This window comes from Alphaproteobacteria bacterium US3C007 (assembly GCA_034423775.1).
Lineage (GTDB): Bacteria > Pseudomonadota > Alphaproteobacteria > Rhodobacterales > Rhodobacteraceae > Thalassovivens > Thalassovivens spotae.
This window is the reverse complement of sequence record CP139918.1, coordinates 333,107-348,290: the sequence shown is the minus strand read 5'-3', so window position 1 is coordinate 348,290 and position 15,184 is coordinate 333,107. Positions and strand designations below refer to the sequence as shown.

At 46.0% G+C, this 15,184-nt stretch carries 15 protein-coding genes and 2 pseudogenes; 8 read left to right on the top strand and 9 right to left on the bottom strand.

The features are described from left to right. Nucleotides 1-3 precede the first annotated feature (3 nt). Nucleotides 4-333, bottom strand: a complete 330-nt coding sequence (locus UM181_01750; protein ID WQC63361.1) for a hypothetical protein — start codon at nucleotides 331-333, stop codon at nucleotides 4-6. Between the two features lie 46 nt (nucleotides 334-379). After that, a complete protein-coding gene (locus UM181_01745) occupies nucleotides 380-622 on the bottom strand; it encodes a hypothetical protein (protein ID WQC63360.1) in 243 nt (80 codons plus the stop codon). A gap of 569 nt (nucleotides 623-1,191) precedes the next feature. On the opposite strand from UM181_01745, the pseudogene UM181_01740 reads away from it, so the two are divergent. From UM181_01740 to UM181_01730, 3 genes and pseudogenes are all read left to right on the top strand, one after another. Beyond that, nucleotides 1,192-2,324, top strand: a pseudogene (locus UM181_01740) (IS3 family transposase). Nucleotides 2,325-2,335: 11 nt separating this feature from the next. Then, nucleotides 2,336-2,824: pseudogene (locus tag UM181_01735) on the top strand (TRAP transporter large permease subunit). 5 nt (nucleotides 2,825-2,829) lie between these two features. Continuing rightward, a complete protein-coding gene (locus UM181_01730; GenBank protein ID WQC63359.1) occupies nucleotides 2,830-3,771 on the top strand; it encodes a hypothetical protein in 942 nt (313 codons plus the stop codon). A 38-nt stretch (nucleotides 3,772-3,809) separates the two neighbouring features. Here UM181_01730 and UM181_01725 read toward each other — a convergent pair whose 3' ends face one another. Further along, the gene (locus UM181_01725; protein WQC63358.1) at nucleotides 3,810-4,043 is read right to left on the bottom strand and encodes a hypothetical protein; all 234 of its coding nucleotides are present in this window, start codon (nucleotides 4,041-4,043) and stop codon (nucleotides 3,810-3,812) included. Nucleotides 4,044-4,331: 288 nt separating this feature from the next. Next, complete coding sequence (locus UM181_01720; GenBank protein ID WQC63357.1) at nucleotides 4,332-5,018, bottom strand: fumarylacetoacetate hydrolase family protein; 687 nt, start codon at nucleotides 5,016-5,018, stop codon at nucleotides 4,332-4,334. A gap of 139 nt (nucleotides 5,019-5,157) precedes the next feature. Here UM181_01720 and UM181_01715 point away from each other — a divergent pair, with 139 nt between their 5' ends. The 5 genes from UM181_01715 (at nucleotide 5,158) to UM181_01695 (ending at nucleotide 9,297) form a co-directional block, all read left to right on the top strand. After that, the gene (locus UM181_01715) at nucleotides 5,158-5,871 is read left to right on the top strand and encodes an FCD domain-containing protein (protein ID WQC63356.1); all 714 of its coding nucleotides are present in this window, start codon (nucleotides 5,158-5,160) and stop codon (nucleotides 5,869-5,871) included. Between the two features lie 72 nt (nucleotides 5,872-5,943). Next, nucleotides 5,944-6,921, top strand: coding sequence for an ABC transporter substrate-binding protein (locus UM181_01710; GenBank protein ID WQC63355.1), 978 nt, complete (start codon nucleotides 5,944-5,946; stop codon nucleotides 6,919-6,921). Between the two features lie 90 nt (nucleotides 6,922-7,011). Then, nucleotides 7,012-7,746, top strand: a complete 735-nt coding sequence (locus tag UM181_01705; protein WQC63354.1) for an ABC transporter permease subunit — start codon at nucleotides 7,012-7,014, stop codon at nucleotides 7,744-7,746. After that, the gene (locus UM181_01700; GenBank protein WQC63353.1) at nucleotides 7,733-8,533 is read left to right on the top strand and encodes an ABC transporter ATP-binding protein; all 801 of its coding nucleotides are present in this window, start codon (nucleotides 7,733-7,735) and stop codon (nucleotides 8,531-8,533) included. The genes UM181_01705 and UM181_01700 overlap by 14 nt, the downstream gene beginning before the upstream one ends. A gap of 11 nt (nucleotides 8,534-8,544) precedes the next feature. After that, nucleotides 8,545-9,297 carry an ABC transporter permease subunit gene (locus UM181_01695; protein ID WQC63352.1) on the top strand — a complete coding sequence of 251 codons (753 nt, stop codon included), beginning with the start codon at nucleotides 8,545-8,547 and terminating at the stop codon, nucleotides 9,295-9,297. Between the two features lie 433 nt (nucleotides 9,298-9,730). Here UM181_01695 and UM181_01690 read toward each other — a convergent pair whose 3' ends face one another. The 5 genes from UM181_01690 to UM181_01670 all read right to left on the bottom strand — a co-directional run bounded on the left by UM181_01690 (nucleotide 9,731) and on the right by UM181_01670 (nucleotide 15,085). Next, nucleotides 9,731-10,573: an ABC transporter permease gene (locus UM181_01690; GenBank protein ID WQC63351.1), complete on the bottom strand. Its 843-nt coding sequence runs from the start codon at nucleotides 10,571-10,573 to the stop codon at nucleotides 9,731-9,733. Nucleotides 10,574-10,577: 4 nt separating this feature from the next. After that, nucleotides 10,578-11,462: an ABC transporter permease gene (locus tag UM181_01685; protein ID WQC63350.1), complete on the bottom strand. Its 885-nt coding sequence runs from the start codon at nucleotides 11,460-11,462 to the stop codon at nucleotides 10,578-10,580. A gap of 4 nt (nucleotides 11,463-11,466) precedes the next feature. Further along, nucleotides 11,467-12,543: an ABC transporter ATP-binding protein gene (locus UM181_01680; GenBank protein WQC63349.1), complete on the bottom strand. Its 1,077-nt coding sequence runs from the start codon at nucleotides 12,541-12,543 to the stop codon at nucleotides 11,467-11,469. Between the two features lie 80 nt (nucleotides 12,544-12,623). Beyond that, nucleotides 12,624-13,679 carry an ABC transporter substrate-binding protein gene (locus UM181_01675; GenBank protein ID WQC63348.1) on the bottom strand — a complete coding sequence of 352 codons (1,056 nt, stop codon included), beginning with the start codon at nucleotides 13,677-13,679 and terminating at the stop codon, nucleotides 12,624-12,626. A gap of 110 nt (nucleotides 13,680-13,789) precedes the next feature. Next, a complete protein-coding gene (locus UM181_01670; protein ID WQC63347.1) occupies nucleotides 13,790-15,085 on the bottom strand; it encodes an FAD-binding oxidoreductase in 1,296 nt (431 codons plus the stop codon). Nucleotides 15,086-15,184 lie beyond the last annotated feature (99 nt).

Genomic DNA, 15,184 nt, shown 5'->3' with positions numbered 1-15,184 from the left:
TACTCAGCCTATCCAAACTGAAATATACACTGCGTCCAGTCTATTTTTTGATAATAGTTTTGAGGAAAGATCGACTATTCTCACGCGTGCTTTTTTAGCACCTTTTAATTGTGAGGTAATCAAATCACCATCGGTATCTGATAGGTTACCGAGTAATTTCCATTTACGAGATCTAAACATTCTCATTATCCAGCCTCTATTCACTTGAAAATACAAATAATATAAGCCGTCTTCTGCAAAGTTTATCTTTAACTCATCGCCAAGACTGAGCCGTACCTTAGAAAGGTCAACCTGAGTGTTCTCTATCAGAGCTTTAGTTAAAATTACCCGCATCTCATTTGCTACCCAAGCTCAGCACGATCAAGTAAGAAGTGGGCAGTTAATATTTTTGTTTCAAGACGATGTTTTGAGCAGTTAAAGAGTCAATCAAGGCGGGCATGACATGCCGCGCTTCGATGGCGTTCTTCATTGCTTTTTCTAGGACAACTTTAGAAACATTTGGAGTCTCGACATCATACACTTCGCGCTTAAGACTGTCCCAGTCATAAACCATTTGAAACCTGCCTAAAGGTGATTTTCTAAAACCCAAGAACTGGCTTCCATCTTTGCTATGAACAAACATAATTCAACTCCTACAGAGGCGAAACATAGCGTTGGAAGCGATTCGTTTACAGTTTTACAATTGAGAAAGCTGAGGTAGTCACCTATTGGCAACACTCTCAATAAGGCTGCAACATAGTTTATGTAGTTTCAGCTTGATCTTTAAGAGTGCCCCAGAGTGGCACGAGGAGGCAGCTTAAGAGCTAACCATAAGACGGGTATCAAAAAAGGAAGTGCTTAAAGGGGGCATCAGAGAGCAACCCTAAAGACATAGAAAAAATATCCCAAAGCTATGGAAATAAAGACAGCTCTAATAGCAGACGATAAAGAATAAATTGTAGTGTAGTTTGTTCTAAGCTGACAGGGCGTTGGGAACACCCAAACCCTTATATATTATATATTACGAATTAAGTATTACGACTTACGCATTACCCCTTACAGCTTACGCTTTAACCCCGCCTTAGGAGCCTTTCCTGAGGTGTTTTTTATTTGTGTATTAAGAACAGAAAGATAATTTAGAATGACCAAGTATATTGTGTCTTAGCCCCCTAGAACTGTGCCAGTATATTTTGGCATAGGGAGTAAGGAAACATGGCTCGGAAGCGTTATTCTGATGAAGATGTGTTGAAGTTATTGCGCGAGATTGATGTTCATTTGCACGATGGTTTGGACGTTGTGAGTGCGTGTCGCAAAGCTGGGATTTCAGATAAGAGTTATTATTACTGGCGTAAGAAGTTTGGAGGCCTTTCTCGTTCACAGGTTTCAGAGATGAAATCGCTCAAGAAAGAAAACGAGCGCTTGAAGAAGATCGTCGCTGACTTGCAGTTAGACAAGGTGATCCTGAAGGAGAGCCTTGATCATCTAAAGCCACGGGCCTGACGCGGGCTCAGCTTCGTCAGGCTGTTATTCATACGCGTCAAAAGCTGGATATTTCTGAGCGGCGTGCTTGCGCTGTTCTGGATGTAGCCCGCTCAAGTCTGCGCTATCAAGCCAAACAAGTAGATGATACCAAACTACGCTTGGCGATGATCCGGCTGGCCAAACAGTATGGGTGGTATGGTTATAGGAAAGTCACAGCCCTGCTGCGCATGGAAGGCTGGCGTGTTAACCACAAGAGGATCGAGCGCTTATGGAACGAAGAAGGTTTACAGCTGCCGCGCCGGCACAAGAAGCGCAAACGGCTTTATCACAAAGACAGCTCCATCATCAGGCTGCGGCCCACACATCCCAACCATATTTGGGCGATCGACTTTGTGCACGATAAGCTTAGCAATGGGTGCAGCTATAAAATGCTCACGGTTCTAGATGAATATACCCGTGAAGCGCTCTACGTGGCAGTGCGATCCAAAATGAATGCGAACGACGTTTTGGAGACACTGCACCCGCTGCTGATTAAACATGGTAAGCCAGAGTTTATTCGCTCTGACAACGGACCCGAGTTCATTGCCACGCATCTACAGGACTGGCTGAAGAGGATCGGTATCAAACCAATGCAAATCTATCCGGGCAGCCCTTGGGAAAATGGATACAACGAACGCTTTAACGGCACCTTGCGAAAAGAAGTGCTAAACGCTGAATGGTTCCACACCACACGGCAAGCCCAGGTCGCTATCAATGTTTGGCTCAGGCAATACAACCAGATCAGACCTCATCACGCATTAAACATGCGCCCACCCGTCCCAGAAACCTTATTAGAGAAACCAAAACTCAATGGGCGAGTATAGGGGGCTAGACAATGGGCGCGACAAAAACCTCTGCGATGATCGCGTTTATCTTGATGGGCGCGGCATTTCTATCCCTGTCAATGGGCTTTACGGGCCTGCCGCGCGCGCTTGCCGAAATGATTGACAGCTATAACCTGTCTCCGGTGGCCTTAATCGCCGTTTTAACGGTTTTTTATCTCATTTTGGGGATGTTTATGGATGGGCTCTCTTCGGTGGTGCTGACTATGGCGATCGTTGAACCAATGATCCGCGCGGCTGGAATAGATGTTATCTGGTTCGGTATCTTCCTTGTTGTTGTGATCGAAACCGCGCAAGTCACGCCTCCGATCGGGTTTAACCTCTTTGTGCTGCAAGGAATGACCCGTCATGAAATTGGCTATATCGCCAGAACCGCGATCCCGATGGTTGGCCTTATGTTGCTGATGGTGGTGATTTTGGTGATCTTTCCCGAATTGGCGACTTGGTTGCCCGAAAATATCCGCCAGCGACCCAGCGGATAAGCCGGATGCTTGGCGCGCTTGGTCAATTGGCACGCCATGGGCGCTTTGTTCTTGTGGCAGGCTTATGCGCAGGTTTGGCGCTGCCCGAAACTGCGATGGCGTTGCGTCCTTGGTTAAGCGAATTGGTGCTGCTTTTGCTGTTTATCACAGCGTTTCGCGTGGGATTTCCAGATGCGTTGGCGGCTTTGCGCCATATTCACCAGACAGCAAGGGTGGTGCTGGCCTACCAACTGGCACTGCCTTTGCTTTGCATCTGTCTTTTTGGCTTTTTTGGGTTGGCAGATCACCCCATTGCCGTTGTGCTCACGCTGATGTTGGCAGCCCCCCCACTGACCGGAGCACCAAACCTATCCGTGATGTTAGGGCATCCACCTGAGCCTGCGTTTCGCCTTCTTATTCTGGGAACGATCTTACTGCCCCTGACAATCATTCCCATATTTTGGCTCTCGCCCGCGCTGGGCAGCCTGGTGCAGGCGCTTGATGCGGCTTTGCGGTTGTGCGGTGTCATGAGTGTGACGATTGCATGTGCATTTTTATTTCGGGCGATTTTGCGCTCTGACATGCAGGCGCAAGAAATCACGGCACTGGATGGATTAACCTCTTTGGCGCTTGCGGTAATTGTGATCGGCTTAATGAGCGCGGTTGCGCCCACATTGGCCGCGCAGCCGGTGCTCTTGGCGGGGTGGTTACTTTTGGCTGTGGTGATAAATTTTGGATTGCAGGTTTGTGCTTATTTTCTGCTGCGATATGGTCTTAGCCCTGCATATGCGGCACCCCTAGCCATTGTTGCCGGCAATCGCAATGTCGCGATTTTTTTGATTGCAGCCAGCGCATCACAATCTGAAGAGTTTTTAATTTTTTTAGGCTGCTATCAATTTCCCATGTATCTTACACCGATATTGATGCGGCCCGTTTTAGGTAAAAACCCTTTGAGTGAAACCAATTAAGTCCTTTGATTTGCTGACCGCTTGCTCTGCGGCGCAGCTCAAGTATAGGGGCTATTCTTTTCAGCAAAACAACAGGCCTGAAAAATAACCACCGGCTGAGCTATTGCCATTTTTTGAAAAAATACCAGCTCCTGTCCTTTGCAAGAAATAGGCGTTTGATTGGCTGTTAACTCTGCTTCGCGGATCATGATAAAAACAGAAAGAGTTTCTTGTGGATGATTTATCCGGGCTAGGGAGCATTTTGGATGCAAATAAATGTCAAAAAAGGCCACCAACATCTAACCTTCAGACACAGCTCCTTTCGACAAGGTGGTGCCTCGAACCGGTCGAAAATCCTTGGCGTATAAAAAACCTCCGGAAAAATTATAGCGTTTTTTGATGATCTTTTTTTAAGAACCGCCCGCGAGAAGCGCTTTTCAACATGAGATATGGGCCTTTTGAAGTTGAATGTCATCAAAAAGGCCAGCTATCTCAGAAGCCGGCCTTTCCATTTTATATCGAAACTATACGCTAAATGATCCTAAATCTCAAAAACACCATATGCATATTTACTCAAAGCCCTAGGTCACGGTTACCTCTAAGTGGCCAAATGGGGCGAGCGAAAGGCGCATAACGTCGCCCTTTTGAACAGGCCCGACACCTGACGGGGTGCCAGAGAGGATCACATCTCCCGGCGCTAATTCATAATACGCGCTTAGATAGGCTATCATGTCTGGAACCTTCCAAATCATTTGATTCAAATTGCCTTCCTGACGAAGCTCACCATTGACCGTTAAGACGATATCCCCTTCCGTCGGGTGCCCAACATCCGAGGCCAAGTGCAACGGCCCACAGGGTGCCGAGTGTTCAAAGGCCTTGCCAATTTCCCATGGGCGGCCCGCTTTTTTCATTTCACCTTGCCGATCACGGCGCGTCATATCAAGGCACAGAGCATATCCATATACATGAGACATCGCATCCGCGTATTCGATATTTGTACCGCCTGATTTCAGGGCAACCAATACTTCTGCTTCATGGTGTACATCCGAACTTTTAGGGGGATATGGAAAGCGCCCGGTTAAGTTTAAATTATCCGGGTTCTTTTGAAAAAAGAAGGGGTCTTCTTTATCAGGGTCATGCCCCATTTCAACAGCATGCGCTGCATAGTTTCGTCCAATACAATAAACACGGCGCACTGGAAAAACTTCATCCTTTCCAACAATAGGCAGTGTTTGAATCTGCGGTTCTGGTATTGCGTAACGCGCCATATGCGACTCCATGCTGTAGTTAATAAGTATATTTTGAATTCGACCAATCGCAACCAATTTAATATTTATTCACATTTTGTTTGCATTTTGCAACCAATTTTGCTGATGTGGGGTAAATAATGGTAAATTGGTCGGCCAAATGAATGATTTATATGATGCGCAGAGCAGTACATCTAGCGAAATAAAAACAGGATATAGCACCGTTGAAAAGCTAAAGTCATTGATCGCCAGTGAGGATTTTGCGCCGGGCAGTCGTCTGCCATCTGAACGTGATTTGATTGATCGCTTTAAGATCACCAGAGCTAATTTACGCAAAGCCTTTGATATATTGGAACGCGAGGGGGTTATTTGGCGGCATGTTGGCAAAGGGACATTTATCGCAGAGCCTCATTCTGAAAAATCGATTTTGAATATATCGGAACTGGTGAATGAGCTGACACCAGTTCAATTGCTGCGGGCGCGTTTATCGATTGAACCTGCGATCGCACGTGAAGCGGCAATTCACGCCTCAGAAGCAGATGTATCTCGTATTGATGCGGCGTGTAATGCCGCGTCTAGTGCAACCTCTTGGTCAGAATACGAACGTGCTGATGACCTATTGCACCATGAAATTGCCGCGGCAGCACAAAATCCACTTTTAATGTCAATGTTTGAATATTTAAACGCGGTTCGCCGTGCCGTGTCTTGGAATAAGGTGGTGCGCAGCAGCGATCGCCCGGCTTCTGACCATGACAGCTTTGCTGAGCACACACGAATTTTTGCAGCGATTGCGGGACGAAACGCCAATGAAGCACAAGCAGCGATGCGCACGCATCTAATCTCAGTTTCAAAACGTCTTTTTGGGGATGATTGAGCATTAAACTCAGCAAGAGAAAAAGCAAAAGCAACCTTGCCATCACACGTAACGCTTCCTGGGAGGAGTAACATGATAAATTTTTTTAAAAAGACCGTACAGTTTGCGGCTGCTATCCCAATTGCTCTGTCGTTTGCAATTGGCGCTGCTCAAGCTGAAAAAATTAAAATTGCGCTGGCAGAAGCACCATCAGATGAACTTGCCGCATTCTTTGTTGCGCTTGATCGTGCGCGGGCGAATGGCTTGGATTATGAGTGGACAGCGTTTTCTGATGAGGAACTTGCGATTCAAGCTGTGCTTAGCGGGCAAATGGATATTGGATTTGGAACCCCATATGCAGCCATGCAAAGATCAAAGGCACCTTTGCGCATAATATTTCAACTTTCAAAGTTGAAATTTTTTCCCGTCACCACGACCAAATACGCGTCGCTTAAAGATCTGGATGGTGAACCGATTTTGTTACACTCAAGGGGTGGCGGCACTGACTCAATTGCAAATGTGATCGAAGACCGGCTTGGAATGCAGTTTGGAAAGCGCTCATATGTACCAGGATCGTCTAATCGCGTTGCTGCGCTGCTTGGTGGGCGTGCAGATGCAACCATTATTGACCTGTCAAACAAGAATAAACTCATGCGCAGCGAAGCTGGCGAAAACTTCAATGTGTTAGAAATGTTTGAAGTAGAGGCCAGCGATGAGGCCTTATTTGGAAATCTTGATTGGATTAAAAATAACGAAAAAGACGTTGATATTTTTGTGAGCGCGCTTTTGTCCGTTTGGCAAGATCTTCATAAGGATCCAACGATTATCCGTCGTGAAACAAATCCCGATGGACCAATCGGTCAATTGCCCCCTGAAATCTTGGCAGAGCTTGATGGGTTTTACACCGATGCCGTGGCAGGCGGTCTGTATGATCCGAATGGGGGCGGCCGAAAAGCTGCAAATGCCGATATGGAATGGTACTCGGCTGCTGGTCAACTTGAGGGCAACGCCAGTGATTTGAATATCGAGGATTTTTGGTATTTGGCACCGCTTGATAAAGCCTCACAGTAATTTTGCGAAAATTTGGTTGCGCAGAAAATTGGCGCAACCAATTCCTGTAGACGGATTAAATCAATGCAAAATCGAGCCTTCATATTAAAATTGTTTTCTGCTTTTGCCCTTTGTTTCGCTTGGGAAATTGCAGGAAGAGTGCCTGTAAGCTACGCGTTTCCTACGTTTTTGGAATCAATGTCGGCGCTTATGCAAATGACCGCAGATGGAAGGCTGTTCGAGGCATATGCAGAAACATTGCGCCCTTTAATAATTGGTATCGCCATTTCTGCCGTTGTTGGAATTATCGTGGGATTATGGGTCGGTTTGAGCCAATTTTTTGACTGGCTGTTTTCGCCAATCTTTATCGTCATGCAAGCCGCGCCATTAGCTGCTTTGATCCCGCTTCTTGTTTTGGCATATGGCATTGGTCTCACGTCAAAAGTGATTGTTGTCTGCATCATGGCAATGCCCGTGATAGTCTTGAATACCAGCGGCGCGGTGAAAAATACCCCAGAGTCCTTAAAAGAAATGGGCATATCCTTTCTTGCTTCGCGGCTGTCTGTCATATCTCGTATCATCATTCCAGCGGCATCTCCGGTCATTTTCGCGGGCCTCCGCCTTGGTATATCGGCAGGGTTTATTGGGGCTATTTTAGCCGAGCTTAAAATCACCCCCACTGGTGTTGGTGATATTATAACTTACAGCCGCTCGATCGCAGATTACCCGTCCATGTATGCTGCTATTTTTTCCATTATTGTGCTGTCAGTTCTTTTTTTAAACCTCTTGGATAAAGTAGAAACCCTTCTCTTTAAAGGAAACGAGCGTGGTTATGTCTCAGATTAAAAATGTTGATGAAGACCTTCAAAACCTTGAAAAACCAATAGCCGTTTCTGTCGATAATATTTCAAAAAATTATGGAAATGTTGAGGCTCTGAAGGATATGTCCTTAAAATTTCCAAAGGGGGAATTGACCTCACTTTTGGGTCCGTCGGGATGTGGTAAAACAACCTTATTGAAAATCATTGCGGGATTGCTTGAGCCGAGCGCTGGAACTGTAATGGTGAATAACAAGAGCGTCACCGGCCCAGGCACAGACCGCGCATTTGTATTTCAAGATTTTGCGCTGATGCCTTGGGCGTCCGTTTTGAAAAATGTCTCATTCGGGCTTGAAATGCGGGGTGTCGAAAAAACTGAGCGCGAAGGGATTGCTGCGAATTATATCACAGAAGTCGGTTTACAGGGTTTTGAAAATAGTTTCCCGCATGAATTATCTGGCGGTATGCGTCAAAGGGTTGGTTTGGCCCGTGCGTTGGCTGTAGACGCAGATGTGCTGTTGATGGATGAGCCCTTTTCGGCCGTCGATGAGCAAACGCGCCGTAAGTTTCAAGAAGACTTGTTGCAGCTTGTTGAAAGCAAAAACAAAACATTTATTTTCGTAACGCATTCCATTGAAGAAGCAGTCTATGTATCGGACCAAATTGCTATTTTATTACCTCGCCCAAGTCGTGTGTCGGAAATTATCAGACCGTCAAATTTTCGGGCAAAAGGGGTAGATGCAATACGACGAGACTCTGAATATCTTGATATCGTTGATGATATTTGGACGTCTTTACGCAGTTACGTTGAATAGGAAGGCCGCGCATGCATTTATTTGGATATCGCTTACCCGGGATGTCATCCCTGCTTTTATGGGGGGCTCTCTGGGAATTTATTGGGCAGGCTAAGGTTACGTTTTTTATTCCTCCATTAAGTAAGGTTTTGTCTACACTTTATGAAGTTTTGGGGACAGTAGCCTTCCAAAATGCACTTAAAGAAACGGCTTATGCGTTTTGTTCCGGGGTGTTTTACGCCGTGGTCATCGGAATAATTGTTGGAATATTAATGGGTAAGAACCGCCTGATTGATGAATTGTTACTCCCTTGGGTAAACGTATTCCTTAGTGCCCCCCTTACGGCTTTAGTGCCCGTGTTAATGGTGCTTTTTGGATTTGGTATGAAGTCTATCATTATCACCACGTCTCTTTTTGCTGTTTGGATTATTATCTTAAATACCCGTGCTGGTGTAAGACAGATCAACCGTTCTCTGGTAGAAATGGCGACAAGCTTTGGCGCCACGCCATTGAAAGCATTTACAAAAATATATTTTTGGGCCGCGTTGCCAGAAATTTTAGGAGGCGTCCGGATCGGTATTATAAGGGCAGTAAAAGGCGTGATTATAGGCCAATTACTTATTTCTATTGTGGGTTTTGGTGCTCTATTTGAACTCTATTCCGCAAATTTTCTCATGAGTCACTTTTGGGCGGTTTTGATTGTTTTGTTTGCACTCGCTTTTTCAATTTCAGAGTTTTTGGCTTATTTAGAGCGGCGTGTAAGCTATTACGCCGCAAAGCGGTAAGCCGGCAATCTGCTTAAAACCTTAAATGCCGGTTCAAAATTTATAGGTTATTTTTTTGTTGGCCTGCGCAAACTTTATCCGTTCTTCCTGCCTGTGCGCGTTGTTAAGGGTGGGTAGAGCAAGCCCACAGGTTTTGGCTTATTGGCAAAGCATGCAGAGTCGCCGCGTGATTGAGGCTATTAAATGGTTAGGTTTTCCGATGTACTGGCATCCGGGAACCCGCCGCATTTTTGTGGGATGAAATATATTTTCAAATATCTGCGCTGCAGCGACCAGCCTCATACCGCCAAGCAGGGTTTTGATATTCCGGGCTCAGTAAACCTATATGTGCTTGTCTAGGCCTAGCCAGGCCTCAGTTCTTGAATCTGCCATAAGCCCTTGAAAAGGGGTAAGCGTCTGCTCAGATTGTTTTACGCGCTTATATTCAAGCCTGTTAATGTTGATCTTTATTATTTCCTAAGAGCTGAACGATGATCAATAACCCGGATGAAATGATAATCAAGATGGTCGAGATCGCGGCGATGGTCGGATCGATTTGATCGCGTAAGGCCAAGAACATGCTTCTTGTAATGGTTGAATTATCTCCACCGGCGACGAACAGGGAAATAATGATTTCGTCAAAAGAGGTTAAAAACGCGATTAAAGACGCGGAGATAATGGAGAATTTAATCTGTGGCAGTGTAATTTCGCGAAACGCGCGGAACCGGCCAGCTCCCAAAGATCGTGCTACTTTTTCTTGGTTCATATCATAGTTTTTCAAAGCTGAAAAAACGATAATTAAAACCAGCGGCAACGCCACCAAGGAATGGCCGATAACCAATCCAAGAACGCTTCCGACCAATTTAAATTGTACGAAAAAGTAAAACAGCCCAATTGCAACCAATATAATTGGAACCATCATCGGTGAAATAAAAATCGGGAAGAGTATTTTGCTGGTTCTCGAACTGCTATTGACCAGACCATAAGCGGCCATTGTGCCGATAGGGACCGCCACAAATATTGTAAGAACAGCGACTTTGATGGAGGTCCATGTTGCCGCCATCCAATCATTAAAGCCGTTTTCAACCTTCCAAGAGAAAAAATAATTTTCATACCATCTGAGTGACCATTCCTGAGGAGGAAACTCTAGATATTGACTGGCAGAGAAGGACATTGGGATCACAACCAGCGATGGCACAATCAACAGAAATAGGGTGATAAAAGAGAAAATATAAAGCCAGAGCCGGTTTTTAAGCCGGATTTGGGTTTCGGACACATTCTTGTTCAAAAAACTCATAGCGTTATTTATTCCCGAATTGGTCAAGCGATACGAGTTTTGAGGCGATGTAAAGAATGATTGCGGTCACAACCAGCAAGACCACGCCCAACGCGCTTGCAGCCCCCCAACTGAAATAAAGCTCAATGTTGCTCGAAATTTTCATTGCAGCCATGATCACTCTGCCACCACCCAAAATGGCAGGGGTCACGTAAAACCCGAGGCACAAAACAAAAACAATCAATAAGCCAGCAAATAGGCCGGGCAGGGAGAGTGGAAAAAAGACAGTCCAAAAGGCGCGGGTTGGTGTGGCGCCGAGACTAGACGCTGCTTTCAAACAGTCTTTATCAATCGCGCGCATATTTGCGTAAAGCGGCAAGATCAAAAATGGCAGCATAATATGAACCATGCCGATCAATGTACCCGTTGTATTATGCACGATTTTAATCGGCTCGTTGATCAAACCCAAATCCAATGCGATATTGTTTAGCAACCCCTTTTTTTGCAACAGCACTAACCACGCATAGGTGCGCACCAACAGGCTGGTCCAAAACGGAATTAACACGCCCACCATGCAGATATTTGCCCATTTTCGCGAGAGTTGGGACATGAAATAGGCCAAGGGATAGCCGATAAGCGTACAGATGATCGTCGTTAGAATGCTAATTTTAAAGGTTGTTATGAAAATCCGCATATAGGAGCGGCTGGTGATCATCCGCTCATAATTTTCAAAAGAAAACGTGCCATCCCTGCCGATAAATGAGAGATAAAACAACCAGCCGACCGGAATAACGATCAGAAAAGCAACCATCAACAAATAGGGTAGAGTGAGGCCCAAGAAGGTGAGGTTTTCCCGCGCGGCCAGTTTTTTCAGCCCGTCTTGATTGAGGTGATCAGAGGTTGAAGACATCGCGTTAACTCACCAAGTAGCTGTCAGCTACTTTGAGGCCAATGGTTACAGTTTCTCCGACAGCGGGCAACGCCTCCTGTGTGATGCTTCCGTTGGGAACTCTGACCCGTAAAGTTTGTTCTTCGCCTTCCAAAGGCGCCAATTTAACAACCAGTAATTGGCTTTCCCCCTGGAAAATTGAGTCTAATAAGACACCGGAAAAGTAATTCACGCCCTCTTGTTTGTCGGTGGCCACAAACGTTTTTTCTGGGCGTACCACCAAGAGGAATTTGCCATCCTGTGCAGGGGGGCTGGATGTTTTTATTGTTTCGGGGCCAAAGCTGATTTGCGACTTGTTAACGCTGACAGGCAAAAGGCTCGATTCTCCGATAAAATCAGCAATGAAAGCATTGCTTGGATTTTTATAAATCTCATTGGGTGTGCCCAGTTGCATCAGTTTTCCGTCGTTGATCACCGTGATCCTATCCGACATTGTCAGAGCTTCTTTTTGATCATGGGTGACATAGACAGTTGTCATATTCAGCGCATCATGCAGCTGGCGCAATTCGATTTGCATCTCTTCACGCAGTTTTTTATCCAAGGCAGATAAGGGCTCATCCATCAAAAGAATTTTAGGCTTGAACACAATCGCACGCGCCAGTGCAACGCGCTGTCTTTGTCCGCCTGATAACTCATTCACTCCGCGATGGCCCAAACCATCCAGTTTCACGGTGCTAAGAGCTTCTTTAACGCTTTCTTGCGTTTCTGCTTTGCTCACGCCTCTTAATTTTTGTGGATACCCAACATTTTGTTCAACGCTCATATGTGGAAATAACGCATAGTTTTGGAAAACCATACCGATGCCCCGTAAATGCGGAGGTTTCAAAATAACCTCTTCATTTCCGAATTTTACGCTGCCACAATCTGGATTTGTAAAGCCTGCAAGAACCATCAGCAAAGTGGTTTTACCGGAACCTGACGGCCCGAGAAGTGTCATGAATTCACCCGATGTTATCTCGAGGCTTATATCATTCAGAGCATGGAATTGATCGTATGATTTTGAAACATTTTTAATCGATATATTGAGTGATGTATTTTTCATGTCAGGGTAAATTTCCGATTCTTGGGCTTGGAAAGCATGGCTCTCCAAGCCCTGAACTGTCTGTTATAAAGATATAGAGATTACTCGGTCATCATATCTGTATACATTTCAGCTGCAATTGTGCGCCATTTTGAATACCAATCGGTTTTCAACGTTAGCTGATATTGTGCGTTATCTGGATGGCTTGGCATTTGTTTTGCGCGTGCCTCATCCATTAGACCCAACTCATAGACTTTGCCATTTGTTGGACCATACGTGATGTATTTTGCAAATTCAGCCATGTATTCTGGCTTCATCGCCTCCGCGATAAACTGCATCGCTAAGTCTTTGTTCTTTGCACCTTTAGGAATTCCATAACCTTCCCAATCCATGATGCCTGAACGCCAGTCATATGCCACTTTTGCGCCATCAAGCTTTGCAACATCAAAGCGTCCGTTCCAGCCCGTTGTCATATCAACTTCGCCATCTTTCATTAGCTGGGCATGTTGTGCGCCTGAAGACCACCATACAGCGATATGCGGTTTGATGCTTCTGATCTTATCCAGTGCACGCTCGATGCCGGCTTCGCTGTCCAGCACTTCGTAGATTTGATCCATCGGAACGCCATCCGCCAATAGGGCTGTTTCCAATTGCGCATCCACTTTATTGCGCATGGCGCGGGTCCCAGGGAATTTTTCTACATCGTAAAAATCGGCCCATGTTTTTGGCCCGTTATCGCCATAGGTTTCTGTGTTCCAAGCCGCTACAACAGAGAAGATATCTGCGCCGGCGCAATAGTCACTATACATTCCGGGCAAATGGTTGCTGACATCGATGACGGAATAGTCAAGTTTTTCTAACACACCTTCTGCCGCACCCGAGGCGCAGCTACCAGCACCGCTTGAGAAAATATCAAACTTATCCGCACCTGACTTCACCATCAGCTTAACGTCGGAAATACCACCATAGGTGTCTTCTTTGACCGTGATGTCCATGGCCTTTGCTACTGGCTGAAAAATACCAACAGACTGGCCTTTTTGGTAGGCGCCACCCCAAGATACAATCCGCAATTCGTCTGCGTAAGCCATTGAACTGGCGATCAATACTCCGGCTGCAGCCAAAGAGCTTGTTGCTTTCATCGCTGGTTTTAAATTCATTTTTTTACCTCCCTTGATTTTGCTTATAATTCAACAGTAGCCAGAAAGTTTGTTAACGCAACAAGAGTCTTATTTCGCGCGTCTCAATTTACATTTTTTTGATGTGTCCTTTACCGCGTCGACATTTGCATTTGGTCACGCCAGCGATACCAAGATACGATGGCAGGTAAAAACCAAGGCCGACCAGTATAGGCGGGCCGCGTTGGAAATGGCAGATCGTCAAAAGCTGTTTTGCCCTGCGGCAACCCCAACAGTTTTTGCCCCAAACGCATACCCAGGTAACTGGCCATCGAAACACCCGAGCCGCAATAGCCCATCGCGTAATAAATGCCTTGATGGCATCCGGTATGAGCCAGTTCATCAAATGTATAAGCCACTGTGCCCATCCAGGAATGTGAAATTTTTGTCTCTTTTAATTCAGGGAAGATGCGGCACATATCATTATGTAGTTTTGGGCCGCTGGCCGAAGGATCGGTTTCCCGCGCTGAAACGCGGCCACCGAATAAGATGCGTGTTTTATCTGGAGAGGGACGATAATAATACACAACTTTGCACGTGTCGCTGATAATTCGATTGGTTGGAAAAAGTTTTTCCATCAACTCTGGCTGCAGCGGTTCGGTGGCAATTATGTAGCTGCCAATTGGGATAATACGCCGTTGGAGCCAGGGCGTCAAATTGCCCGTGTAGCCATTGGTTGCAACAACTACGTCCTTACAAGTCACTTGGCCCTGCGTTGTCTGTATTTCAAAGCCCGCGCTCGTTTTGTTAATTCTTTCAGCGCGGCACTGCCCTACCACATGCGCTCCTGCCTTCAGGGCCAATTGTAGCAAGCCATGGTGATATTTGGCTGGATGAACAGAGGCATGGCGGGGATAGACCACGCCACCATGGTAGAGATCGCTGCCCAACTCTTTTTTTTGGTCAGCTTTGGGGATAATCTCGACAGCGATGTTTTCAAATTTGGAGAGCGCCTCGGCATCTTTAGCGAGCGTTTGAAAATGGGCTTCTGAATGCGCTGCGTGAAACCTGCCGCAGCGTTCAAACGCGCAGTCGATTTTTTCGCCAGTGATAAAGTCTTCAATCCAATCCAGAGCAGTTTCGCCTTCTTGGCGAATGGCGGTTGCCCGTCGTGTACCAAATTTGCGGGCCAGCTTGGCTTGGGAGGGTTTTATACTGGTGCTGATTTGTCCACCATTACGGGTACTGCACCCAAAACCAGGGGCCCCAGAATCAATGATCATGACTTTTCTGCCACCTCGCAATATTTGAATTGCCGCGTGCAGCCCCGTATAGCCAGAGCCCACAACCAAGACGTCAACATCTGGAATAATTGTTTGGCTGATTCCGGACAACGCCGACTGCCCGTCTAGCCAGTAGGAAGTGTTTTTCCAGTCTTTTGCCCACATTGATTTTTTCCTCTGACAAGACGCTTAAACCGCACTGGGCTATCTTGATGGAGATTTCTTATTTCGCAATCAAAGATTAACGGCATCGGATAAAAAAAT

Excerpts from the sequence above, each read along its gene's own strand:
- UM181_01680 (WQC63349.1), bottom strand. The coding sequence starts at position 12,543 with ATGAAAAATACATCACTCAATATATCGATTAAAAATGTTTCAAAATCA.
- UM181_01670 (WQC63347.1), bottom strand. The coding sequence starts at position 15,085 with ATGTGGGCAAAAGACTGGAAAAACACTTCCTACTGGCTAGACGGGCAG.
- UM181_01685 (WQC63350.1), bottom strand. The coding sequence starts at position 11,462 with ATGTCTTCAACCTCTGATCACCTCAATCAAGACGGGCTGAAAAAACTG.
- UM181_01710 (WQC63355.1), top strand. The coding sequence starts at position 5,944 with ATGATAAATTTTTTTAAAAAGACCGTACAGTTTGCGGCTGCTATCCCA.
- UM181_01690 (WQC63351.1), bottom strand. The coding sequence starts at position 10,573 with ATGAGTTTTTTGAACAAGAATGTGTCCGAAACCCAAATCCGGCTTAAA.
- UM181_01715 (WQC63356.1), top strand. The coding sequence starts at position 5,158 with ATGAATGATTTATATGATGCGCAGAGCAGTACATCTAGCGAAATAAAA.
- UM181_01700 (WQC63353.1), top strand. The coding sequence starts at position 7,733 with ATGTCTCAGATTAAAAATGTTGATGAAGACCTTCAAAACCTTGAAAAA.
- UM181_01695 (WQC63352.1), top strand. The coding sequence starts at position 8,545 with ATGCATTTATTTGGATATCGCTTACCCGGGATGTCATCCCTGCTTTTA.
- UM181_01675 (WQC63348.1), bottom strand. The coding sequence starts at position 13,679 with ATGAATTTAAAACCAGCGATGAAAGCAACAAGCTCTTTGGCTGCAGCC.
- UM181_01720 (WQC63357.1), bottom strand. The coding sequence starts at position 5,018 with ATGGCGCGTTACGCAATACCAGAACCGCAGATTCAAACACTGCCTATT.
- UM181_01750 (WQC63361.1), bottom strand. The coding sequence starts at position 333 with ATGCGGGTAATTTTAACTAAAGCTCTGATAGAGAACACTCAGGTTGAC.
- UM181_01745 (WQC63360.1), bottom strand. The coding sequence starts at position 622 with ATGTTTGTTCATAGCAAAGATGGAAGCCAGTTCTTGGGTTTTAGAAAA.
- UM181_01730 (WQC63359.1), top strand. The coding sequence starts at position 2,830 with ATGCTTGGCGCGCTTGGTCAATTGGCACGCCATGGGCGCTTTGTTCTT.